The organism is Saprospira grandis, from assembly GCF_027594745.1.
Lineage (GTDB): Bacteria > Bacteroidota > Bacteroidia > Chitinophagales > Saprospiraceae > Saprospira > Saprospira grandis.
On sequence record NZ_CP110854.1, the window covers coordinates 1,791,295 to 1,813,967 of the forward strand.

Annotated in this window: 19 protein-coding genes, 3 tRNA genes and 1 pseudogene; 10 read left to right on the forward strand and 13 right to left on the reverse strand. The window is 47.5% G+C overall.

The window, feature by feature from the left end:
* Position 1: 1 nt before the first annotated feature.
* The 9 genes and pseudogenes from rplB to rpsL form a co-directional block, all read right to left on the reverse strand.
* Complete coding sequence (gene rplB / locus OP864_RS07195) at positions 2-841, reverse strand: 50S ribosomal protein L2 (RefSeq protein WP_015692202.1); 840 nt, start codon at positions 839-841, stop codon at positions 2-4.
* Between the two features lie 237 nt (positions 842-1,078).
* A complete protein-coding gene (gene rplW / locus OP864_RS07200; RefSeq protein ID WP_015692203.1) occupies positions 1,079-1,441 on the reverse strand; it encodes a 50S ribosomal protein L23 in 363 nt (120 codons plus the stop codon).
* A gap of 30 nt (positions 1,442-1,471) precedes the next feature.
* Entirely contained in the window at positions 1,472-1,624 is a 153-nt protein-coding gene (rplD, locus tag OP864_RS16990; RefSeq protein WP_425358656.1) for a 50S ribosomal protein L4, read from the reverse strand.
* 177 nt (positions 1,625-1,801) lie between these two features.
* Positions 1,802-2,281, reverse strand: a pseudogene (rplD, locus tag OP864_RS16995) (50S ribosomal protein L4); the annotation flags it as partial.
* A 1-nt stretch (position 2,282) separates the two neighbouring features.
* A complete protein-coding gene (gene rplC, locus OP864_RS07210; RefSeq protein ID WP_041329577.1) occupies positions 2,283-2,969 on the reverse strand; it encodes a 50S ribosomal protein L3 in 687 nt (228 codons plus the stop codon).
* Positions 2,970-3,010: 41 nt separating this feature from the next.
* Positions 3,011-3,319, reverse strand: coding sequence for a 30S ribosomal protein S10 (rpsJ, locus tag OP864_RS07215; RefSeq protein WP_015692206.1), 309 nt, complete (start codon positions 3,317-3,319; stop codon positions 3,011-3,013).
* A 250-nt stretch (positions 3,320-3,569) separates the two neighbouring features.
* Positions 3,570-5,702 carry an elongation factor G gene (gene fusA / locus OP864_RS07220; protein WP_270100554.1) on the reverse strand — a complete coding sequence of 711 codons (2,133 nt, stop codon included), beginning with the start codon at positions 5,700-5,702 and terminating at the stop codon, positions 3,570-3,572.
* Between the two features lie 48 nt (positions 5,703-5,750).
* Positions 5,751-6,224 carry a 30S ribosomal protein S7 gene (gene rpsG / locus OP864_RS07225; protein WP_002659004.1) on the reverse strand — a complete coding sequence of 158 codons (474 nt, stop codon included), beginning with the start codon at positions 6,222-6,224 and terminating at the stop codon, positions 5,751-5,753.
* A 126-nt stretch (positions 6,225-6,350) separates the two neighbouring features.
* Positions 6,351-6,734, reverse strand: a complete 384-nt coding sequence (gene rpsL / locus OP864_RS07230; RefSeq protein WP_270100555.1) for a 30S ribosomal protein S12 — start codon at positions 6,732-6,734, stop codon at positions 6,351-6,353.
* Positions 6,735-7,364: 630 nt separating this feature from the next.
* On the opposite strand from rpsL, the gene OP864_RS07235 reads away from it, so the two are divergent.
* Both OP864_RS07235 and OP864_RS07240 read left to right on the forward strand, forming a co-directional pair.
* Positions 7,365-8,816: a glycoside hydrolase family 3 protein gene (locus OP864_RS07235; RefSeq protein ID WP_270100556.1), complete on the forward strand. Its 1,452-nt coding sequence runs from the start codon at positions 7,365-7,367 to the stop codon at positions 8,814-8,816.
* Between the two features lie 3 nt (positions 8,817-8,819).
* On the forward strand, positions 8,820-10,361 hold the full coding sequence (locus tag OP864_RS07240; RefSeq protein WP_270100557.1) for a serine hydrolase domain-containing protein: 1,542 nt from the start codon (positions 8,820-8,822) through the stop codon (positions 10,359-10,361).
* Between the two features lie 535 nt (positions 10,362-10,896).
* Here the strand turns inward: OP864_RS07240 and OP864_RS07245 are convergent.
* The gene (locus OP864_RS07245) at positions 10,897-12,969 is read right to left on the reverse strand and encodes a hypothetical protein (protein WP_270100558.1); all 2,073 of its coding nucleotides are present in this window, start codon (positions 12,967-12,969) and stop codon (positions 10,897-10,899) included.
* A 287-nt stretch (positions 12,970-13,256) separates the two neighbouring features.
* Here OP864_RS07245 and OP864_RS07250 point away from each other — a divergent pair, with 287 nt between their 5' ends.
* The 5 genes from OP864_RS07250 (at position 13,257) to OP864_RS07270 (ending at position 16,764) form a co-directional block, all read left to right on the forward strand.
* The gene (locus OP864_RS07250) at positions 13,257-15,593 is read left to right on the forward strand and encodes a tetratricopeptide repeat-containing sensor histidine kinase (protein WP_270100559.1); all 2,337 of its coding nucleotides are present in this window, start codon (positions 13,257-13,259) and stop codon (positions 15,591-15,593) included.
* Positions 15,583-16,425, forward strand: coding sequence for a DNA-binding response regulator (locus OP864_RS07255; RefSeq protein ID WP_015692216.1), 843 nt, complete (start codon positions 15,583-15,585; stop codon positions 16,423-16,425). Before OP864_RS07250 ends, OP864_RS07255 begins: the two co-directional genes overlap by 11 nt.
* Positions 16,426-16,484: 59 nt before the next feature.
* Positions 16,485-16,556, forward strand: a tRNA-Glu gene (locus OP864_RS07260).
* 31 nt (positions 16,557-16,587) lie between these two features.
* Positions 16,588-16,659, forward strand: a tRNA-Glu gene (locus OP864_RS07265).
* Positions 16,660-16,692: 33 nt separating this feature from the next.
* A tRNA-Glu gene (locus tag OP864_RS07270) sits at positions 16,693-16,764 on the forward strand.
* Between the two features lie 47 nt (positions 16,765-16,811).
* Here the strand turns inward: OP864_RS07270 and OP864_RS07275 are convergent.
* Positions 16,812-17,561, reverse strand: a complete 750-nt coding sequence (locus OP864_RS07275) for a hypothetical protein (protein ID WP_270100560.1) — start codon at positions 17,559-17,561, stop codon at positions 16,812-16,814.
* 179 nt (positions 17,562-17,740) lie between these two features.
* Positions 17,741-18,127, reverse strand: a complete 387-nt coding sequence (locus OP864_RS07280; protein ID WP_015692218.1) for an acyl-CoA thioesterase — start codon at positions 18,125-18,127, stop codon at positions 17,741-17,743.
* 356 nt (positions 18,128-18,483) lie between these two features.
* On the opposite strand from OP864_RS07280, the gene OP864_RS07285 reads away from it, so the two are divergent.
* The gene (locus tag OP864_RS07285; RefSeq protein ID WP_270100561.1) at positions 18,484-20,307 is read left to right on the forward strand and encodes a tetratricopeptide repeat protein; all 1,824 of its coding nucleotides are present in this window, start codon (positions 18,484-18,486) and stop codon (positions 20,305-20,307) included.
* Between the two features lie 81 nt (positions 20,308-20,388).
* Here the strand turns inward: OP864_RS07285 and OP864_RS07290 are convergent, their stop codons facing one another.
* On the reverse strand, positions 20,389-20,973 hold the full coding sequence (locus tag OP864_RS07290; RefSeq protein ID WP_270100562.1) for a WG repeat-containing protein: 585 nt from the start codon (positions 20,971-20,973) through the stop codon (positions 20,389-20,391).
* Positions 20,974-21,485: 512 nt separating this feature from the next.
* Between OP864_RS07290 and OP864_RS07295 the strand changes: the two genes are divergently transcribed.
* Together OP864_RS07295 and OP864_RS07300 are read left to right on the forward strand one after the other, a co-directional pair.
* Positions 21,486-21,806: a hypothetical protein gene (locus OP864_RS07295; protein WP_270100563.1), complete on the forward strand. Its 321-nt coding sequence runs from the start codon at positions 21,486-21,488 to the stop codon at positions 21,804-21,806.
* A 198-nt stretch (positions 21,807-22,004) separates the two neighbouring features.
* Positions 22,005-22,319 carry a hypothetical protein gene (locus tag OP864_RS07300; protein ID WP_270100564.1) on the forward strand — a complete coding sequence of 105 codons (315 nt, stop codon included), beginning with the start codon at positions 22,005-22,007 and terminating at the stop codon, positions 22,317-22,319.
* Positions 22,320-22,673: the final 354 nt, after the last annotated feature.

The following is a 22,673-nucleotide window of genomic DNA, read 5'->3' on the forward strand; positions in this document are numbered from 1 at the left end:
TCTATTTCTTATTTTTACCTGTTTTTCTACGCGTGATGATAAACTTATCTGAGTACTTCTTGGTCTTGCGCGTCTTCTGTCCCTTGGCCATAATGTTGCCACGAGAACGAGGATGACCTCCAGAAGCACGGCCCTCACCACCACCCATGGGGTGATCTACAGGGTTCATGGCTACACCACGTACTCGAGGACGACGGCCCAACCAACGCTTGCGACCAGCCTTACCCAATACCTGCAAACCATGGTCAGGGTTAGATACTGTACCCACTGTAGCTCTACACTCAGACAAAACCAAGCGCGTCTCACCAGAAGGCATCTTAATGATCGCATACTTGCCATCACGACCAGCCAAAGTAGCAGAAGTACCTGCACTTCTTACCAATGTGGCTCCCTTACCAGGACGAGTCTCAATAGCATGAATAGTTGTTCCCAAAGGAATTTTGCTCAAAGGCAAGCTGTTCCCCAAGTTAGGAGCAATCTCTACCCCAGACAATAGAACATCGCCTACCTTCAATTTGTGAGGCGCCAAAATGTAGCGCTTCTCTCCATCAGCGTATACCAACAAAGCAATAAAAGCTGTACGGTTAGGATCATACTCAATGCTCTTTACAGTAGCAGGAATCCCATCCTTGTTACGCTTAAAGTCAATTACACGATAACGACGCTTGTGTCCACCACCTCTGTGACGAACAGTCATGCGTCCTTGTCCATTTCTACCCCCAGACTTCGAGCTCTTACGAATCAGGCTCTTCTCTGGCTTGTCTGTGGTCACTTCCGCAAAAGTGTTCCCAAGCCGAGTTCTAGTACCAGGCGTAATCGGATTATACTTCTTAACTGGCATGTTAAACTACGAATTTATCAGTTTCGCAAACTATAGGTGAATAATATAATTTCCAGACTATTCTATCTTTTTTGGGGCCTGCCCTCGCTTCGCTCAGGCCGTTCCCTTCCGCAGCTCGCAAGCCTGCTCGGCCCTTTCGGGCTGCCGGCAAAGCCGGCACCGCTACAGGCAACTAGGCCTGCGGCGGCTCCGCCGCCTGCTTTACGCAGAAAATAAAATGTCTGTCTCTCTTAAACTCTAGGCTTCTGCAGCCTCAGTTTCATTTCCATCTACTTCTTCCAACTCCTCTTCCGTGTCAATACCGTAGAAACCTTCAATGAACTCTCCCTCAGCAACAGTAACAACTGCTTTCTTATAAGGGCTAGTACGTCCACTTACCATACGTCCCTTTACTACGCGTGATTTACGCTTACCTGGGCGAATAGAAGTGTTTACGTCGTCTACAGTTACACCAAACTGCTCCTCAACCGCTTTCTTGATCTCAATTTTGTTAGCGTCCATTGCCACCACAAAAGTGTACTTCGTAGAAATTGGGTTGTCAGCCAACTCAGTGCTCTTCTCAGAAAGAAGCGGCTTAATGATGATTGCTTTCTTTGCCATTTTAGCCGTTTTTTAGCAAGCTTTATAATATTATTTAGTCAAAAGAGCTGTAATAGCAGCCAATGCACTCTCCGTAATTACCAAGCATTCTGCATTCATTGTCTCATAAACATTCAAGTCACGAGCATTGATTACATCAGCCTGAGAGAGGTTGCGGGCAGATAAGGCCACATTCGTGAACACCTCATCATAAACCTTATCCTGCTCCTCTAGCGTTTTTTCATATTCCGCTACAGTTGCTTCATAAGCTTTCAAATCCGCTACATAAGCCTGATTAAACTCTTTTTGCTGAGCCGCTTTACGTCCACGGCCCTTTTGCAAACGAGGAGCCTTAGGTGCTGCAGGCGCTACAGGAGCATCTACCAACAACAAACTTTTCTTGTCCGCAATATTCAAAGCCTCCAAAAACTTGATGTAGTTCTTGGTCTTAGCCGCATCAAACTTCAAGTCCTCAACCACCAAAATACGGTTGTCTTGGGCCTTGTTACTCAAAGCAGCTTTACGAGCCAAACGGCCAACTTTTTTGTTTAGCTTAATGCCATAGTTACGAGGGCGGGGACCAAATACACGTCCTCCTCCTCTAAACAAAGGGTTCTTGATGCTACCCTTACGCGCTCCACCCGTACCTTTCTGGCGGTGTAGCTTGCGCGTAGAACCTGCAATCTCTGCACGTTCTTTAGACTTATGGGTGCCCTGGCGCTGATGAGCAAGGTACTGCTTTACAGCCAAGTAAACTACGTGCTCGTGATTTTCTTTCAGCTCCAAACCAAAGACATCACTAGAGAGTTCTACCTCTCTACCCAAGCCTTTTCCGTTGATATCTAATACTTCTAGTTTCATTTTACTTCTTCACGATTACAATAGAGCCCTTGTGACCAGGAATAGCTCCTTTGATTAGCAAAATATTTTTCTCAGGAAACATTTTCATTACGCTGAGCTTCTTCACAGTTACACGCTTGCCACCCATACGGCCAGCCATACGCATACCTTTGAATACCTTTGCAGGGTAAGAACAAGCTCCAATCGCTCCAGGTGCACGTCCGCGGTTGTGCTGACCGTGCGTACGCATACCCACACCAGCAAATCCGTGGCGTTTTACAACACCCTGAAATCCTTTTCCTTTTGAAGTACCTACTACCTGTACTGTATCGCCTTCAGCAAATACCTCCTCGGCAGTTAGGGTTTCGCCAAGCGCTTTCTCTGTGTAAAACTCTCTGAATTCTACCAAGTGACGAGGGTAAACTGTTACCTCTTGTCCACGCTTGTTTTGTTTTACAGCACTTGCCGCCTTAGCACCCTCTTCTTTATGGGCTTTTTGGCCTTCAAAGTGACCTTTCAAAGGTTGGCTAACATTTTTTGATCTGCGCTCGCCGAAGCCTAGCTGCAGAGCATCGTAACCATCTGTTTCCTGCGTCTTCACCTGAGTAATGGTGCAGGGCCCCAGCTCTACTACAGTACAAGCAACGTTTGCGCCGCCTTCAGTGTAGATGCTGGTCATTCCAATTTTTCTTCCAATTAATCCTTCCACGGTTCTTTAACTTTTTGGAATTCTAGATTAACAAATTCTGCTTACATCAATTTCACTTGGATATCTACCCCTGAAGGAAGCTCCAGCTTCTCTAGGGCGCTTACTGTCTTTGCAGTAGAGCTATAGATTTCGATCAAGCGTTTGTGAGTACGCAGTTGGAATTGCTCCCGTGATTTCTTATTCACATGCGGTGAACGCAAAACAGTGAATACCTTCTTCTCGGTGGGCAGCGGAATCGGACCGGTAACAACTGCGCCGGTGTTACGAACAGTTTGTACAATCTTAGCAGTAGACTTGTCCACGAGATTGTGATCGTAGGAACGTAACTTGATTCTGATTTTTTGATTCATGCCTCTTACATGATTTAAAAAAATAGATAAATAAGATTTCTAATAGCTGTTGATTTGGGTACCGGCTGTTTTGGCCTAGCGATGTGCAGCAGTGGCGCGAAGCGCCAGACCGAGCATAGCGAGGGCCGAGCGAACAGCGAGCTGCGAAACGTAGCGCCGCAAGGCGTAGCCGCAGCGGAGGCCCCAAAAAAACAAAAAAAAGCCAGCCACCTTCCAGCAAATGGAAAGCGGCGGCTTTTATAATTTATGACTAACCAGCGACACCCTTGGCGTCTTCGATTACCTTCTTGGCGATTCCCTCAGGAGCCTGAGCATAGTGAGAGAACTCCATGGTAGAAGAAGCACGACCAGAAGTTAGGGTACGTAGTTCAGTGATATAACCAAACATTTCTGATAGAGGTACATCGGCTTTTACAACGATGGCCGCACCGCGAGATTCCTGACCTTTTAGGAGGCCACGACGACGGTTAAGGTCACCAATAACGGTACCGGTGTACTCTTCAGGAGTGATTACTTCCAATTTCATGATGGGCTCCATGATTACAGGCTTAGTCTGACGAGCAGCAGCCTTGAAACCTTCCTTAGCACAAAGCTCAAAAGCGATAGGCTTAGAGTCAACGTTGTGCATAGATCCATCATAAACGCGAACCTTCATAGAGTCCATACCGTAACCAGCCAATACGCCATTATCCATCATAGACTCAAAGCCTTTAGTGATGGGGTTGACATAAGCCTTATCGATAGATCCCCCTACGATAGCCCACTCAAATTGCAAGCGTGCCTTACCAGACTTGAACTCTTCGCTTTCGAGGAACTCCTCATCAGCAGGTCCGAGTTCGAACTCCATATCGGCAAATAGACCAGAACCACCAGACTGCTTCTTCAAGCGTTCGCGGTGAGTAACAGAAGTAGTTAGGGCCTCTTTATAGTTTACTTGAGGAGCACCTTGGTTCACCTCTACTTTGAACTCGCGCTTGAGGCGGTCCACGATGATTTCCAAGTGCAACTCACCCATACCGCTAATTACGGTTTGAGCAGTTTCCTCATTATATGTAGCACGGAAAGTAGGATCTTCCTCCATGAGTTTGGCCAGAGCCATACCCAACTTCTCTACATCCTTCTGAGTTTTAGGCTCGATCGCCAAACCAATTACTGGCTCGGGGAAAGTCATACTTTCCAAAATGATCGGGTTGTCTACAGCACAAAGGGTATCACCAGTTTTGATATCCTTAAATCCTACAGCAGCAGCAATATCACCAGCACCTACCTCAGGAATTGCATTCTGTTGGTTAGAGTGCATTTGGTAAAGGCGAGAGATACGCTCCTTCTTACCAGAACGAGTATTGAGAATGTAAGAACCAGCTTCGAGTACACCAGAATAGGCGCGGAAGAAAGCCAAGCGACCTACATAGGGGTCAGTGGCAATCTTAAAGGCCAAAGCAGCAAAAGGAGCGTCATAAGAAGCGGGGCGGAGCTCCTCTTCTTCTGTATCAGGGTTAGTTCCTTTTACTTCCTCTACATCCAAAGGAGAAGGCAAAAATGCACATACTGCATCTAGTACCGCTTGTACCCCTTTGTTCTTAAAGGCAGAACCACACATTACAGGAATAATGCTCATATCACATACAGCAGAGCGAATTGCTGCACGGATTTCTTCAGCTGAGATAGACTCAGGATCCTCAAAGAATTTCTCCAACAAAGACTCATCATAATCAGCAACAGCTTCTAGCAATTGCTCACGAGCCTCGGCTACAGTATCCTCCAAGTCAGCAGGCATATCTACAACCTCATAAGTCATACCCATATCGTGCTCATTCCAAACGATAGCTTGACCCGTGATAAGGTCTACTACACCTTTGAAATCATCCTCAGAACCGATAGGCACCTGAAGAGGAACAGCATTGGCACCCAACATGTCGCGCATCTGTTGAACAGTACCGAAGAAATCAGCACCTGTGCGGTCCATTTTGTTTACAAATGCAATACGAGGAACTTTGAAACCGTCGGCTAGGCGCCAGTTAGTTTCAGACTGAGGCTGTACCCCACTAGAAGCACAGAAAAGGAATACGAGTCCGTCCAATACACGCAAAGAACGAGACACCTCTACCGTAAAGTCTACGTGACCGGGTGTGTCAATAATGTTTACGTGGTAAGACTTGTCTTTCCAATTCCAACTGGTGGTCGTCGCTGCAGAAGTAATCGTGATACCACGCTCCTGCTCTTGCTCCATCCAGTCCATGGTAGCTCCACCATCGTGAACCTCACCAATCTTGTGAGTCAAACCAGTGTAGAACAATACCCGCTCAGTGGTAGTGGTCTTACCGGCATCAATGTGTGCAGCAATACCAATGTTTCTAGTGAATACTAGGTCTTTCTTTGCCATGACTTTGGTGGCTTTTGAAAAAGGTTAAAATAAAATATATAGAGTTGATTAGCGTGCGAAGTGGGCAAATGCACGGTTAGATTCAGCCATGCGGTGCGTATCTTCTTTCTTCTTCACAGCCTGGCCTTCACCTTTAGCTGCAGCTAAAATTTCTTGAGAGAGTTTGTTTGCCATCCCTTTACCAGAACGCGCACGGGCGTACTTGATCATCCACTTCATGGCAATAGACATCCGGCGACCCGGACGAATTTCTGTGGGAATTTGGAAGGTAGCCCCTCCAATACGACGAGAACGCACCTCTACCTGAGGCATTACGTTCTTAAGCGCTTTGTGAAATACCTCCTGAGCAGTTTCCTCACCCTCAGAGCGCTCGCCTACAATGTCCATGGCATCATAGAATACACGGAATGCCGTGCTCTTCTTGCCATCCAACATCATCATATTCACGAATCTTGTGATCGTGTTGTCTCCATAGCGCGGATCGGGCTCGATTTGCCGCACCTTCGGTTTACGTTTTCTCATTTCTTAAATTTTAATGTCGTTGCGTGAACTTCGAAAAGTAACTGCCCCCTAAGGGCTGGTCCACTCTTCAACCCCAGCTTTTCTAGGGTTTACCTCAACAAATAAGGATCTTCGTCTAAGTGCGAATTACTTCTTCGCAGCCTTAGGACGCTTGGTACCATAACGTGAACGAGCTTGCTTACGATCGTTTACACCCGCAGTATCCAAAGCACCACGTACAATTGTATAACGTACACCAGGAAGGTCCTTCACACGACCACCACGTACCAATACGATTGAGTGCTCCTGCAAGTTGTGACCCTCTCCAGGAATGTAAGCAATTACCTCGATACCATTGGTCAAACGTACCTTGGCTACTTTACGCAAAGCTGAGTTAGGCTTCTTGGGTGTAGTCGTGTATACACGAGTACAGACACCGCGTTTCTGAGGACATGCGTCCAACGCTCTGGCCTTGCTCTTCTTGACGATAAGCTTCCTTCCGTTGCGTACTAATTGATTAATAGTTGGCATCTAATAATTATTTTTACAGATAAACAGAGACAATAAATAACTGCCCTTAGTTGGACTAAGGGTTTGCCTAAGCGTTTGCAAAGGTAATACTAATTCTAGTTTTATTAAAATGATTTTTAAACTTTTAGGCAGTTTTTTAAACTTTTTAGGGGGCTTTTTTCAAAAAACGCTTTATAGCTGATTATCAATTGCTTTTAGGGGCCTGCGGGCTGCGCCCGCCGCTCCCCTTCAGGGCTCGCAAGTCTGCTCGGCCCCGCAGCGGCGGCAAAGCCGCCGCTTGGGTCTGGCCTGCGGCCCCCCTTGCGGGCAGCTAGGCCGCTCGCCCTTTTTCTTCGCTTTTTGGCCCCTTCTTCGGCCCTTTTTGCGCCCAAAACAAAGTTTTTCCTTCCTCTGCTCTCCAAAACTCCTTACACTGCCTTATTTTGCGCTAAAAGCAATCTCCGCCCCCTCTCCTACTGCGGCCAAAGCCAAGCGGCTATCGGCCTAGCGATGTGGAGGGGTGGCCGAAGGCCAGACCGAAGCGCGCAGCGCTGAAGGGCCGAGCGAGCAGCGAGCCCCGAAACGTAGCGCCGCAAGCGCAGCGCAGCGGAGGCCCCAAAAAAATATTCATCGCCTTAAATCATCCTACTTATGCCCTTTCGTATTGGCTATCTGGCTGTTATCTCCCTCCTCTTTTTTAGTTTTTTGATGTGCCAATCGAGCCTGCCGCCCAATGCGCCCGCTCTTGGCCCCCAGCTTTTTCCTCAACAAAAGCAATTGCAAGCCCTAGAAGACCGCATTTTGGCCCAAGAAGAAACTTGGATTAATCAGAAGTGGGAAAGCATGAGCCCCGAAGAGCGACTCGGCCAACTTTTTATGGTGGCCGCCTACCCTTTGCAGGGCAAAAATGATGAGGCCCGCATGAAACGCCTCATCCAAAAGGAACATTTGGGCGGGGTCGTGCTCTTTAAAGGCCCGCCCACTCGAGCCGCTAGCCTTTGTAATAAATACCAAGCTTGGGCGCCTAAAGTCCCGCTTTTGGTGGCCATTGATGGCGAATGGGGCCTAGCTATGCGGCTAGACTCTATCATTAATTACCCCCGACAATTGCTTTTTGGAGCCCTGCCCGACAATCGCCTGATTTATGATTTTGGCAAAGAAGTGGCCCGACAAGCCCAGCATATTGGCATTCATATCAATTTTGCGCCAGTGGTTGATATTAACAACAATGCCGCAAATCCCGTGATTGGCGACCGCTCTTTTGGCGAGCAAAAACGCAAGGTGACCGCCAAGGCCTACCAATATATGCGAGGCATGCAAGACAACGGGCTAATGGCCTGCGCCAAGCATTTTCCGGGACATGGCGATACGGATGTCGATTCTCATTACGATTTGCCTCAAATCAAACACCCTAGAAGTCGATTGGATAGCCTAGAGCTTTACCCTTTTCGGCAATTGATTCCCCAAGGTTTGGGCTCTATTATGGTGGCCCACCTCAATATTCCGGCCCTAGACCCTAGAGATAAGCGGCCCACCACCCTTTCTTATGCCACCATCCAAAAGCTCCTCAAAGAAGAGCTCAACTTTAAGGGCCTAGTGATTACCGATGCCATGAATATGCAAGGAGTGGCCAAACATTATGGGCCCGGCCAAGCCGATGTAGAAGCCCTAAAAGCGGGAAATGACATCCTATTAATGTCTCAAAGAGTGGCACAATCTAAAAAAATGATTTTGGCCGCCCTGAAAAAAGGCGATTTGAGCTGGGAGGACCTCGAGCAGCGCATCCGCAAGATTTTAAGGGCCAAATATCGAGCGGGATTGGCAAATTACAAGCCCGTATCGACCAAAAATGTGGTCAAAAACATCAATAATCAGGCGGCTCAAGACTTATACAAAAAAATATTGGGGCAGAGTTTGACCCTAGTAGCCAATCCCGATAGCCTGCTCCCCCTTCGTCAAATCAAGGGACGAAAACTAGCGAGTCTTTGCATTGGTTCTGGCCGTAAAAACAGCTTTCAATTAGAACTACAGCGCTATGGGATTCAGCAGCATTTTTATGCAGGCACAAGCATTTCGGCAGGACAAGAGCGGCGTTTATTGTAGCAATTGGGGCAGCAAGAAGTTGTCTTTATAGCCCTTGACCGTCTTCGTCGGAAGCAAAAAGATCGTTTTGGGGTATCCACTTCTGTGGAGCGCTTTGTCAAAAAGCTAAGTAAAAAGACCAAGGTGGTCCTTATCGCCTTTGGCAGCCCTTATAGCTTGGGCTACTTTGAAGAAGTTCCCTACCTTTCTTGTGCTTATGTAAACGATCGTTCGGCCCAAATTCAGGCCGCAAGAGCTATGGTTGGCGCACAATCTTTTATGGGCCAACTGCCTGTTTCGGCCAGCAAAAAATTAAGAGCGGGCTTAGGCGTAAAAACGCAGATTTTCCGTATGCCCCATGCCGAGAGTCCCGAATCTATGGGCATGCGCAGCGACATTCTAAATCAGATTGATAAAATTGCCGAAGAAGCGATTCGCAAAAAGGCCACCCCAGGTTGCCAAATCTTGGTGGCTAAATCGGGAAAAATTGTTTTTCATAAGGCCTACGGTCATCATACCTACGCCAAAAGACGTCCACAGCGCTTAGATGATGTTTATGACTTGGCCTCTGTGACCAAGGTAGCCGCTACCACCATGACCCTCATGCACCTTTATGAGCGGGGCTTAATTGATTTGGATGCTCCATTGGGCCAGTATATTCCAGAGCTCAAAGGCAGCAATAAAGCCAATTTGAAAATTCGGGCTGTTTTGGCGCATCAGGCGGGGCTCAAGCCTTGGATTCCCTTTTATGCCAAAACCTTGGATGAGAATAAGCGCCCAATGGATAGCCTCTATCGCAAAAAACCTCAAGGTCCTTATCAGGTTCGGATTGCCGAGGGGCTATATTTCCATAAAGATAAGGTAAAGCCCTATTTGTGGGACCGTATTATTGAGCAAAACCTTCGGGGGCGGACCAACTATAAATACAGCGATTTGGGCTTCTATTTATTTGCTCGTTTGGTGGAAGAAGTGAGTGGGCAAACCCTAGATGAATATGTACAGGAGCATTTTTATGCGCCTATGGGCCTAGAATACACGGGCTTCAACCCCTTAAATCGAAACATTAGCAAAAGCCAGATTATTCCCAGCGAAGAAGATAAATACTACCGCTACCAAAAGGTCCAGGGCGATGTACATGATATGGGCGCGGCTATGCTGGCTGGGGTTTCTGGACATGCGGGACTATTTTCTCAGGGCCAAGAGCTGGCCGCCATTTATCAGCTTTGGCTCAATGGAGGCAGCTATAAGGGCCGTCAATACCTCAAAGGGAGCACAATTGCCCTATTTACTAAGCAATATAGTCCCCGCTCTCGCCGAGGCTTGGGCTTTGATCGCAAAGAGATTACCGACCCCAACGCTTCCATTAATGTAGCCAAGCAAGCATCGCCCAATACTTTTGGCCATCTGGGCTTTACCGGCATTGGCGCTTGGGCCGACCCCGATAATGAGCTGATTTATATATTTTTATCCAATAGAACTTATCCCGATAGCGAAAATATGCAGCTTATCCGCTTAGATATTCGGACTAGAATTCATGAGCTTTGTTATCAGGCTTTGGGGGAATAAATAAAATGCGATTTAATGGAATTATTTTCAAAAAGTTTGTATTTTTAAACTATCAACACCCGCCTCGCCTCTCGAAGCTGTCTATATTTTTAATTTTTATAAGGTTATTGCCTCCGGACTTTCAACCTGTTCATTTAAAGATTAGGCTTCTGATGCGCACCTTTGGCGGGTTTTTTTATGCCCCAACGATATCTCTGCCCTTACTCCACCTTTTGGCTCCATTAAAACCAGAGCAACTCTCACAAATGGGCTTCCCCAATAATTGGCGCACTGAAAAGCTATGGGGGTAGCTTTCACTATTTCTTTTTGGGGCTGCCCCGCCCTGCGGGCGGGTCGGGCCATTGCGCAGCTCGCAGGTCTGCTCGGCCCTGCAGCCCTGCGGGCTTTGGTCTGCCGCCTGCGGCGGCCCTGCTACAGCCCCTCAGCCGATTCGCTGGCTGTTCAGCCAGCGAGAGGGCCGTTCGGCTGCGCCATGATCTATCTATACAAGCCTAAGGCAGCCCTTTCTTCTGGCCAGCAAAGGCTTGGACCAACTCTACTTTTTGATGATTTTAGCCCTGCGGCCCAATTCTATTTGCCCCTCTTCGGCCATTAGCGCTCCCCCTTTTTCAATGATAATTTTAGCTTTGGGTCCCAAAATGATTTTGGCGGCCTTTTCTAGTTTCAGTTCGCAACCTTTAGCAATATAGAGTCTAGACTTTTTGGCCAAATAACAGCTGCTCCCCTGCGCTAAAGTCAAAACCGTAGGCCCCACAAAGCTGCCATTGGCTTGTTGTCGACTCCGATTGGCGGTGCCTGAAGGACGCAATTGCAAAACTTGTTTTTTGGCCAAAATGAGATCTACTTGTTCATCTTCACTGCAATTGGGCAACACAATTTCTCCCGCCCAATCTTGGCCCTCCTTTAACTCAATGGCTTTGCGCTCAATTTCTAAAATATAGCGCTGGTTTTCTGTGGCCAAGACCTTAATATGGACATCCTGTAAGCGGTAAGGCGCCTGAAGATCCTTTCTAAAATCATATTTGGGATAGTGGACCAAAGCGGGGTTGCCCCCCGCCCAAAGTTGATCGCCTGGACCAAAGGCTTGGTTTCGGTAGCCTTGGGGCAAAGGTGCTACCGCCTGCATGCCAAAACTTTGGTAGAGTTCGCTATACCCCCCCGTATCATTTTGCTCATAAATAATGGGCATCCCCTCATTTCTGGCGCCATTATAATTGCGGTTGTAAGCAATTCGGCCATCTTGATTCAAATCGGCCCGAAAAAAGAAAAAGGGATTGGTCCCACTAACCGCATTGGGCCTTAATCGCTGAAAGCGATAAAGTGGATTGCCCCAAGCATTGCTTTTAGGCTCTTCTTGAATATAAGTATAATCGTAATTTCCAGCCGCATTAATAGGATAGAGCGCATTGCAAGCTGGCGAAAGTGCCCGAACAATTTGTTGCAGGCTATCGATGCCCGTATCATCTACATAAGCGTAGAGTCCTGCTGGGGTTCCGCTCAGTTGCAATTGGCCCAGCTGCTGCCCAGCCCAAGCGTGTTCATCAAAAGGATGTAGTTTTTGGTGCAGCTCTAGCCAGAGCCATTGACCCTGGCCCTGCGGCAGCCGAATGCGGAGCGCCTCCTGTTCGGTACAAAAATCGCCTAGGGCCAAAACCTCTTTTTGGCCAAAATCTAGCTCTAGGCTGCGCAAATTGGGCAAATAGCCCATATACCAAGCTTCCCAGGCATTAAAAAGCTGAAAAATGGGGATGGTGCTGGTGGCGCCCCAGCCAATAGCGGGCCGTCTAAAATAATCGCCTACTGTTTGATTGGCCCCAAAAAAGTGGGGCGCATTAAAGAGGCTATGGGCCAATTCATGGACAAACACATTGGAGCCCCACATCATGGTAAACCCTTGTTGGATGCTATAGCCTTGGTAGCTTTCGAGCCCAATGCTGCCAGGGCTAGCAAAACCGCCGCCAGAGCCCAGCCAGCGGTTCATGCCGGGGGCGGGTTGCTGGCTCCAATTTGGGGAGTAGCGGTAGACAAAAATGACATAATCGATTAAGCTATCGGGGGCTGTATTTTGGTTATCGAACTGGAAATTGGGGCGATTTGTTCTTTGGTCCAAATGGCTAAGCGGCAAATTGGGGTTGGCGGCCATCATGGCAAAAAGGGCTTTGCGGTTCATATCGGACCAGCTGCGGCCACCGCTGGGGTTGATGCCCACAGCTGCGGCTTGGCCGCTACTATCCTTAAAAACCTCCACCGTAAATTGAAACTGCCCTTGAGATTGGAGAAAAAAGAGCGAAGAGGCATTGAAGCCCATTTTGCTTAAATTCTCGGCTTCAAAATCGCTACTATCATTAGCCATAAAGCTGGGGCATCGGCCTGTTTTGGGGTCAATAGGATTGGGCAGCATATTGAGGTTTTGGCTATCCCATTGGGCCAAATAATGGTCTTTATTTTTAAAATTGGGATTCGTTTGGGCTTGGTCGGTAAAATAGACGGGAACCAAAAGCGCTTTGAGTTGGCCTTTGGGGGTAAAGACTCCTCCGTAGGGGGCGTAGGGGCCTTTTTGGGCCAAAAGGAAAAGCGGGAAAAGGAGGAAGAATAAAGATAATCGCATAGAAAAATGTATTTTAGCTAGCTATACAATAAGCTCAAGAGAAGAAAAATTGGCTAGGCCTTAGCTGGCCTAGCGATGTGCAGCAGTGGCCCGAAGGGCCAGACCAAAGCCCAAAGGGCTGCAGGGCCGAGCGAACAGCGAGCTGCGGAACGTAGCGCCCGCCGAAGGCGGGAGGCCCCAAAAAAACAGCGAGCTGCGGAACGACAACAAGGCCTTTAGGCCGCAGTTCGACGACCAAAGGGAGTAACCGCCCGCCGAAGGCGGGAGGCCCCAAAAAATAAAAAAACATGAGAAGGTTAAGATACATCTTGTACTGTTGTTTGTGGGCTTCTGTTTTGCTGGGGCAAGACAGTTTAGTTTGGGAGCAAGAGTTGGACCTCTATTTGGCCGAGGCGAATGCCTTATATCGGAAAGATCGGCGAAAGGCCATGGATATTTTGAGATTTGCGGAGAGCAAGGCCAAAGGGTTCAAAGACAGTCTTGCTTTGGCTCGAATTTACAACAATATGGGGCATAGTTATCGGCATTGGGGCTATACCTATCGGGCGGCGGAGCTATTTACCAACAGCTACATTTTGATGAAAAATGCGGGGGAAGAAGAGGCGGCGGGTTTTTCATTGATTGACATTGGCAACCTATACTACGACCTCAAAAAATATGAAGAAGCCCGGCCCTACTATGAGGGAGCGATTGCCATTTTTGACCCCAAAAAGGAGACTGGGGCAAGGGGAATAGAGACCTGTTATAACAACTTGGCTTTATTGGCAGAGCAAAAGGGCGAGTACAAATTGGCGGAAAGCTATTTTCGGAAAGCGTTAAGGTCTAGAGAACAATTTAAGGACTCCTTTTTACTGGCTCATTCCTATTTTTATTTGGGGCGTTTGGCCTTGGTCCAGAAAAAGGGGCCGCAAGCCGAGCAATTTGCCCGAAACTCTATGGAGCATCGTTCAGGCGGGCAATTGGCAGGGCGTTACGACCTAGAGTTTTTGCCCATTGCCCAGCACTACATTTTGGGAGAAGCCTTTCATTTGCAGCGGCAGATGGACAGTGCCGAGCATCATTTTTTACGCTCTATAGAATTGGCAGAGCCCTATCCGCAGCTGAGTTCCTACTTCTTAAAATCCTACTACAGTCTAGGGCTACTTTTTAGAGAAAAAGGCGATAAAAAAGAGGCCGAAAAACTTTGGAAAGACGCCTTAAAGAAAAGCCAAGCCCTTTCCTTTTTTGATGAAAAAGAGTTGCTTTGGAAATCCCTAATCTCCTTATATCGAGAAGAAGAAAACTATGCGGCCATGGCGGCGGCCTACGAACAGCTCTACGATTTGGTCAAGCGGCAGACGCCGGGAGCCTCCGAGAGCATGTTGCGTTTTCATGCCGAATGGCGAAACTACAACAGCCGAGAAAAGCTAGCCCAGCAAGAGCAGGCCTTGGCCCAAGAGCAGAAAGAGCAGCGCATACAGTGGTGGATTTTATCGGTTATTGCTTGTTTGTTGGTTCTGCTGGCAGTATTTGTGGTTTTGCTCAATAAGAAAAGCCGAGAAGTGAGTCAGAAAAACATCAGTTTGAGTGAGCAAAACCGCACCATTGCGAGTAAGCAGCAAATTATTAGTGAAAATGCGGAAGAGCTAAGAGAACTGAACGAAACCAAAGACCTCTTATTTTCGGTCATTGCCCATGATTTGCGGGGGCCATTTAATAGCTTAACTGGTTTTTCTAAGCTCATGCAAACCTACATACAAAACAACCGTTGGCAAGAGCTCAAAACCTCCTTTCAGATTTTGGATGAATCTTCTCAGCAGGCCTATTGGATTTTTGAAAACCTCTTGGGTTGGATACAAGGGCAAACGGGCAAACTAGAAGCCGACAGCCAAGACATTGATATTCGGCCCATTGTAGAAGAAAGCTTGCGTTTGCTCAGCAGCATGCGTTTACTTAAAAACCTAAACATTTACCAGGACTATGTATCGGCCTATGCCAAAGCCGACCCCTATATGCTACGGACCGTTTTGCGCAACCTACTGACCAATGCCATTAAGTTTTCCTCAGAAGGGGGAAATATCTATATTCGTAGTTGGGAGGCGAGAAATCTATTGTATATTGAGGTAGAAGATGAGGGCGAAGGCATGAGCAAAGAAGCCATTCGTAAGCTCTTTCAGACCCAAAAGCTACAGACCAAAAGTAAAAGCGTTTCGGGTTTGGGGCTGATCTTAGCCAAGCAGTTTACCGAATGTATGCAAGGACAAATTAGCATTGAGAGCCAAGAGCAAAAAGGCAGTATTTTCCGCCTTAGCCTTCCGCTTGGCGAACAAGCTCAGGTGCCCGTTCCAGAAAGCATGCAGCCCCATAAGCAAACGGCCATTGCCCCCTCTCCGGCCACAGATGCCCAAAGCTTTATGCAGGAGCATTTGCATCAGTTGAAAAACTGCCTTTCGCCTTACCTCAGCGAGCTTCACAGCCTGAGTGTTTATGAAGCCTCCGCTTTGCGAAAAATAGTGGAACAGCTGCAGGCCAAAACAGAAAATGAATTGGCCCTACAACAATGGTGCAGCCTTCTACAACAGGCTATTTATAATAGCGACGAGTCCCTTTATGAACAACTAACTACTCCTCTTTATGCCCTCTGAGTACCAATATAGTCTTCTGATTGTAGACGATAACCCCCAAAATCGTCTGCTTGCTGTAGAACAACTCATGCAGCAAGAAGAAACCTATAAGATTTTAGCCGCCCCCTCTGCAGCCATTGCCGACAAACTACTAGAACGCTACGCCATTGACCTTATCTTGCTCGATTGGGAGATGCCTGGCACCAATGGCATTAGCTTTTTGCAAAAACTCAAAGCCCACCCTCAACAGCAAAATATTCCCGTTATTATGTATACCGGCATCATGACTAGCCCCGAATCTTTGCGGGAGGCCCTAGATGCTGGCGCCGCCGACTTTCTGCGCAAACCCGCAGACCCCATAGAACTACTCGCCCGCTGCCGATCTATCCTCAGCCGAGACCAATATTACAAGGCCCTCATACAAGCCGAAGAAGAACGCTCTCGATTTAAGCTACAAGAACTCTCGGCTAGCCTGATCCAAATTGCTCAGCAAAAACGATTGCTCAAAGAGATTTTAGACGAGCTAGAACAACTGGAAAGCCATGGCCCATTGCTCCAACTCCAACAAAAAATTAAACATAAACTCAAAGTAGAAGGCAATTGGAGCGAACTGCAAAACCGCATCCAACTCCTGCATCAAGAGTTTATCAAAAAACTAGAAAGTACCCACCCCAACATCAGCCAAGAAGAACTCATCTACTGTACCCTGATTTATATGGGCCTAGACCAAAAGGAAATTATGGATATTCTAGACATCTCTCCAGAGTCTGCCCTCCGCAATAGATACCGCCTAAGACAAAAAATGCAACTGCACAGCCAAGAACGTTTAGAGGAATATTTGAAAAATATTTAGAAAAAGTTGTGAGATCTCAAATAGCTTATTATATTTGCATCCGCTACAACGAAAGTTATGGCCCATTCGTCTATCGGTTAGGACGCCAGGTTTTCATCCTGGAAAGAGGGGTTCGATTCCCCTATGGGCTATTTTTTTAGTTCTTTTTTTGAACGCCATTATGGCCCATTCGTCTATCGGTTAGGACGCCAGGTTTTCATCCTGGAAAGAGGGGTTCGATTCCCCTATGGGCTATTTTTTTAGTTCTTTTTTTGAACGCCATTTTATGGCCCATTCGTCTATCGGTTAGGACGCCAGGTTTTCATCCTGGAAAGAGGGGTTCGATTCCCCTATGGGCTACGCTTCCGACCTCAGTCAGCTTTATGTTGGCTGGGGTCATTTTTTGTTTAGGGGTAGCTGCTCCAAGGCCGAGGCGGGTTTTTCTTGCTGGGCGGCCTACAAAAATGGTCCATATAAAAAAATAGGCATTTTTTGCCCAAGGCCAATAGCTGCTCCTCCTCTGTTTTTGGGCCCTCTATGGGCTTAAAATAGCGACGAACATGCCGTCTGAAATTCTTACTTTTAGAGAGCTCGGCCCGAATGGCCATATAAGTAGCCCCCGAGTTGGCATAACTCAGATGCTGTAGCCAACGCAGCTCCCACTTTCGCCAAACGCCATCTACCTTACAATTGGCGCCCAAGCTATTTAGGGCGCGCTCTACGGGCCGCATATTGCCATAATGCACCTTTACATGCATACAAATATTGGCCGTTGCTTGATGCGGAATAGTTGGGGCCCAAATATCTTCCCAAAGTCCTTCTAGCACAGCCGCCGCCTGCTCATAACTAAAATTACTGAGCTCTTCTTTGCTCACAGGCCGGCCCAGATGCAAGCTAGCCGCACAGGCACTAATATCTCTAAAGGTGCCCACCAACTGCCCTTGCCCTACCCGACAGCTGGTCCAGTTGCTGCCATCTTTAGGGTTGGGGTTCTGCATGCCGTTATTGCTGGCCTTGGTCAATTTGGCCCGAAAAGGAGTCTGCATATAGGTCTCAAAACTGGCCTGCGGAAAAAACACTCGCAGCAATCCTTGCCCCCAAATCCATTGAGGCAAGAGAAATAAAGTGGTACAAATAATTAGTTTAGGGGAAATCATAGGTTTTGTTTTTTGGGGCCTCAGCTGCGCTGCGCTTGCTGCGCTACGCTTTGGGGCTCGCAGGTCTGCTCGGCCCTGCGGCGGCTTTGCCGCCTTGGTCTGGCCTGCGGCCACCCCGCCGCATCGCTAGGCCGAAATGAAGCTTGGCCCTAAGGCAAAATAATACGACTTTCTAGCGCTTAATCTAAAACGGGAATAGGGTTGCGGTCCTCATCTATGGCCACAAAACTAAAACAACCGTTAATGGCTAGCTCTCGGCTGTCTTCATACATTTCTTCTAGGTAAATGCGGACATCAATGTCTAGGCTGGTGCGCCCCACCTTGCTCACCTTGGCCACAAATTCGGCTAAAGTACCTGCTGGAATAGGATGATTAAAATTTACTCGATCCGAGCAAATGGTCACTACTCTTTTTCGGCAAAAGCGGGTAGCGCAAATAAAGGCCACCTCATCCATAAGTTGCAAAGCCGCCCCACCAAAAAGCGTATTATAATGGTTGGTGGTATTGGGGAAAATGGCCTTAAATATTCTGGTGGTCGATTGTTCTTTACGTTCTTCTAAGGTCATGCAATTATTTTTGTACACTGGAGCATCCAGCATGAAAGAATAAGACGAAACTAGGCCTTTTTTGGCATTTCTAGTAAAAAGCGGGCGCCTCTGCCCTTAATAAAAAACTAAAGGGCCACTATAAGCAAAGCATTCAGAACAATTTTTGCGGCAAAAGGCTTACATTAGACAAAGGGCCTATTTGGGCCCCTACAGGCCCGAAGGGCCGCAGGCTGAGGGATGGATAGCAGGGCCGCCGAAGGCGGCAGACCAAAGCGCTGAAAGCGCTGCAGGGCCGAGCGAACAGCGAGCTGCGACACAGCCCGACCCGAGCGAAGCGAGGGGCAGCCCCAACTCATTATGAATCTTGAACGACTATGTATAAGTATCTCTTTTTGGCCCTTTTTATTTCGGCCATCTCTCCTACTTTTGGGCAAAGCTTTAATAATGCCCAAAAAGCCAGACTTTGCCTACAATATTACCGCAATGGCGAATTTGAAAAGGCGGCAGCTTGCTTTGAGGAGCTGCACAACAAAGACCGCAGCCACGACTACTACTATGAGCGTTATTTGAGCGCTTTATTTGAGTTGGAAGACTATAAAACGGCCGAAAAAGTAATTAAGCGGGCCATCAAGGCGAGTCCAGAAAAACTAGAACGGCGAGTAGATTATGGACGGCTTTATGCTCGGCAGCAAGAAATGGAAAAGGCCGAAAAAGAGTATAAGCGGGCCATTAAGGAACTAACGGGCAACCAAATTCAGATCAGTCGCCTGGCCAATGCTTTTCAGAAGCAAGACCGGCATGCCGAGATGGTGGCCACCTATGAAAAAGGGGAAAAACTATTGGGGCAGCCAGGGATTTTTGCCTATCAGCGGGGAAATGCCCATCGTTTGGCTGGCAATGCCGAGGAAATGGTAAAAGCCTACTTGGATGCCATTGAGGCTGTGCCGGGTCGCTTGACCAATATACAAGCCTTTTTGCAGCGATATTTGCCCGAGATGACCGGCAGCTATGACGCACTAAAAACAGAGCTCTTTCGGAGAAGCCAGAAAGATGCAAACAACAGCCTCTATCCCGAAATGCTCGTTTGGGTTTATGTGCAAGAAGAAGACTTTGAGAGTGCTTTAGTGCAAGCTCGGGCCCTAGATTTGCGTTTGCAGGAAAATGGCTCTAGGGTCTATAAATTGGCCCAAATGGCCCTGAATGAAGAGCAATATCAGGCCGCCTTAGATGCCTTTGCCTACATTGTGGAGGAAAAAGGCAAAACCTCTATTTATTACATCAATGCCAAAGAGCAAATTCTGTATACCAAGCGCAAGCAGCTCAGCAAGGGCTTTGCCTATACCGAAGAACAACTCCAGACTTTGGAGGGCGAGTATAAAGCCTTTTTGAAGGAATTTGGGCAAAATGCGGGCACCTATGGCATCATGAAACAGCTAGCCGAATTGGAAGCCCTCTACCTCAATGATTTGGATCAAGCCATTCAGATTTTAAAAGTAGCCGTAGAAATGCCTCGTTTGGACCGCAAGCGCCTAGCCGAAGCCAAAATCCAGCTGGGCGATTACTTCTTGATGAACCAAGAAGTTTGGGAGGCCAGCCTGCTCTATAGCCAAGTAGACAAGGACCAAAAAGATAGCCCCTTGGGCGAAATGGCCCGTTATAAAAATGCCAAACTCTCTTATTATAAAGGCGACTTTGAGTGGGCCCAAGACCAGCTCGAAATCCTAAAAGGGGCCACCTCTGAGCTCATCTCCAACGATGCCATCGATGTTTCGGTCTTTATTATGGAGCATTACAATTTGGATACAACCGCCAACAGCATGCGCCTTTTTGCCCAAGCCGAACTAAAAATCTTTCAGCATCGCTTTGAAGAAGCCTTCTCTCAGATGGATAGCATCAAATTGCTTTATAAGGGGCATGGACTAGAAGACGACATCCATTTTGCCAGGGCCAAGGTCTTTTTGCAAAAACTAGATTATAGCAAAGCCCTAAGCGAATTGGAGCAAATTGTGGCCAACTACCCCGAGGGCATTTTGGTCGATAACGCCCTCTTTCAAATGGCCCAAATTTATGAAGAGCGACTTAATGAACCAGAAAAAGCCATGCCCCTCTACGAGCAAATCCTCATGGAGCATATGGGCAGCTACTTTACCGTAGAAGCCCGAAAACGCTTTAGGAAATTGCGTGGCGATGGTGTATAAATAGAAAGCCCGCAGCTTTTGGCTGCGGGCTTTTTCATTACAAATCCTAAATATACTTATGCTTGTTCTTATGTTCTTTGCTTAGCGGCTAGCTTGTAGCCCCTGCTCCAAATTGCTGGGCAAAGCCGTCAATTCGCCTTTTTGGTTCAAGTTGTACCATTGGCCATCTTTTTTGACCATAGCCAAGCCATTTTGGCCAAAACTGCGGACCGCTTCAAATTCTGCAGCCACAATCAAAGCGCCCTGCTCATTGATAAAGCCCCATTTTCCATTGATCTGAACCGCAGCAGCAGCCTGCTCAAAACGGCCCACCCAATCAAAGCGGAAACTGCTAATCTTGCGGCCCTGCTTATTGATAAAGCTCCATTTGTTGCCCTTGCGAATAGCCGCATAGCCATTCTCAAAAGGACGGATTTCCTCATAGCGAGGAGCAATAATTTCTACGCCCTGTGCATTGACAAGACCGTATTTATTGTATAATTTGGTCAAAGCTACGCCCTCTTGATAGGCAGAAACTACCTCGGCCCCACTGGCCGTTTCTTCCCCAATAGCCGTGATTTCAATAGCCAAATCCTCATTGCTGTATAGGGCCCAATTGGCCTGAGCAGAAACGGACTGAAAACCGATAAACAAACTAAGGGCGAAAAAGAAATTACGAAAATTCATAAGGGTGAAAATTTGAGTTGGAGATATTTGTATCTGTTTATTTTTGGGAGTTGTTCCTCCCTTTTGTTGACACAAAGATAGGGCAAGCCCAAAGCTAGGGCAAGTTCTCTCGACCTCAAGCCCCCTTTTTCCGACCAAAATCCACTAAAAAACATTCATTTACAATGGCTTGCCCAAAGAAAGACCTTAGATTCTTGGGCCAAAAAGAAGGGCCAAGAAATTTTAGGCCAAAAAGTAGCAAATAGAAATATAAACAAGAAGCTTAGTTAAGTAGTGCAAAATATTATTTTATTTCAACTTTCATTTTAAGTGGGCTTCCAAATTAACATTGGCTTTACAAGCCTTAATTTTAAGGCTAAATTGGGAGGATATTTGCTGTAGGAAGAGGGCCAAAAAAGAAAAAAAGGAGCTAGCGCCTAGATTAAACTTTAATTTTGTAATTTTATATTCTGCCTAATTTTCATAGGCCTAAGGGGCCAAAATTTGGGCTTCATCAGTTAAAAATTTGCCTTATGCGTATTCTATCCACTCTATTTTTTGTGTTGCTCAGCCTAAGTTTGTGGGCCCAAAAGTCCGAAAAACAAGAAGCCTTTGAAAAAGGCCAGCAGATCAAGAGCTCGGCGGTGCAACTAGACAAAAGTAAGCTACAAAGTTTGCGTTCGGCCCCAACCATGCAAATGTATCAGCAGGGCACTAATCAATCGGTAAAGGCGCCTAGGCCTCTGCGGCAGCTGCAAGAGGTCAAGCAACGCAGCAGCGAGGATGGCCGCCCCTCTAAGCGAGAAGAGCTGCTTTTGCTCGAACTAAAAAATCAGGCAACGCCCAAAGAATAATTCTTTTGTATTTTTGGGGCTGCCCCTGCGGCCTACGGCCTTGGGTCGGGCTCTGTCGTGGCTCGCAGGTCTGCTCGGCCCTGCGCCAGCAAGCTGGCTGGGTCTGCGGCTTCGCCGCCCCACTTTCCATCCCTCAGCCGGCTCGCTGCGCTCGCCCTGCCCGCCCTTATTATTATTTTGGACCAAAACAAGAATATCATGAAATACCTATTTATTGCCCTTTTCCTTTTGGGCAGTTCGGCCATTTTTGCCCAACACAAAACCGCCCCCATGCAAGAAGGCGACCAACTGAAGGTAGTACCTTCTAACCAACTACAACAAAGTAATCAGGCCCTCAGCCGCCGTTCGGGCCAAAGCAACGCCAAAAGCAACAACCAACTGCTGCTGGGCAAACGCAAACCCAATGATAGCCAAGCCGCCGTTCGGGCCCGCCTAGATGGCCGCCCCTCGCCTAGAGAAGAACGCATTTTGGCCGAAGAGCGCAGCAAAGCCCAACAAGCCGTAACCGAGTAACTCTGCGCCTAGCAGGGCGCAAAGCGCCCGCAGGCTGAGGGATGGACAGCAGGGCCCCGCAGGGGCAGACCAAAGGCTTTTGAAGCAAAGCGAAAAAGCCTGCAGGGCCGAGCAGACCTGCGAGCTGCGACACAGCCCGACCCGCCCGCAGGGCGGGGCAGCCCCAAAAAAAGCAACAAATAGCATAGAAAAGAAGCAAAATAAAATCCTCCTCCCCTTCTATCTATAAATAGATTTTTATATATTCATTTAGCTATTAGCTAAACCCTTGGAAACTGAATAGTTTTTGTGAACAGAAAAGCAAAAAGGGCCTTACTAATAGGAGAATGATTTTCTATATTTACAAGATATTGA

Coding starts and splice junctions, on each gene's coding strand:
- rplB (WP_015692202.1), bottom strand. CDS start 841: ATGCCAGTTAAGAAGTATAATCCGATTACGCCTGGTACTAGAACTCGG.
- rpsG (WP_002659004.1), bottom strand. CDS start 6,224: ATGAGAAAACGTAAACCGAAGGTGCGGCAAATCGAGCCCGATCCGCGC.
- OP864_RS07250 (WP_270100559.1), top strand. CDS start 13,257: ATGAGAAGGTTAAGATACATCTTGTACTGTTGTTTGTGGGCTTCTGTT.
- OP864_RS07235 (WP_270100556.1), top strand. CDS start 7,365: ATGCCCTTTCGTATTGGCTATCTGGCTGTTATCTCCCTCCTCTTTTTT.
- OP864_RS07300 (WP_270100564.1), top strand. CDS start 22,005: ATGAAATACCTATTTATTGCCCTTTTCCTTTTGGGCAGTTCGGCCATT.
- OP864_RS07295 (WP_270100563.1), top strand. CDS start 21,486: ATGCGTATTCTATCCACTCTATTTTTTGTGTTGCTCAGCCTAAGTTTG.
- OP864_RS07245 (WP_270100558.1), bottom strand. CDS start 12,969: ATGCGATTATCTTTATTCTTCCTCCTTTTCCCGCTTTTCCTTTTGGCC.
- rplW (WP_015692203.1), bottom strand. CDS start 1,441: ATGGCAAAGAAAGCAATCATCATTAAGCCGCTTCTTTCTGAGAAGAGC.
- OP864_RS07285 (WP_270100561.1), top strand. CDS start 18,484: ATGTATAAGTATCTCTTTTTGGCCCTTTTTATTTCGGCCATCTCTCCT.
- rpsL (WP_270100555.1), bottom strand. CDS start 6,734: ATGCCAACTATTAATCAATTAGTACGCAACGGAAGGAAGCTTATCGTC.
- OP864_RS07290 (WP_270100562.1), bottom strand. CDS start 20,973: ATGAATTTTCGTAATTTCTTTTTCGCCCTTAGTTTGTTTATCGGTTTT.
- fusA (WP_270100554.1), bottom strand. CDS start 5,702: ATGGCAAAGAAAGACCTAGTATTCACTAGAAACATTGGTATTGCTGCA.
- OP864_RS07275 (WP_270100560.1), bottom strand. CDS start 17,561: ATGATTTCCCCTAAACTAATTATTTGTACCACTTTATTTCTCTTGCCT.
- OP864_RS07255 (WP_015692216.1), top strand. CDS start 15,583: ATGCCCTCTGAGTACCAATATAGTCTTCTGATTGTAGACGATAACCCC.
- OP864_RS07280 (WP_015692218.1), bottom strand. CDS start 18,127: ATGACCTTAGAAGAACGTAAAGAACAATCGACCACCAGAATATTTAAG.
- rpsJ (WP_015692206.1), bottom strand. CDS start 3,319: ATGAATCAAAAAATCAGAATCAAGTTACGTTCCTACGATCACAATCTC.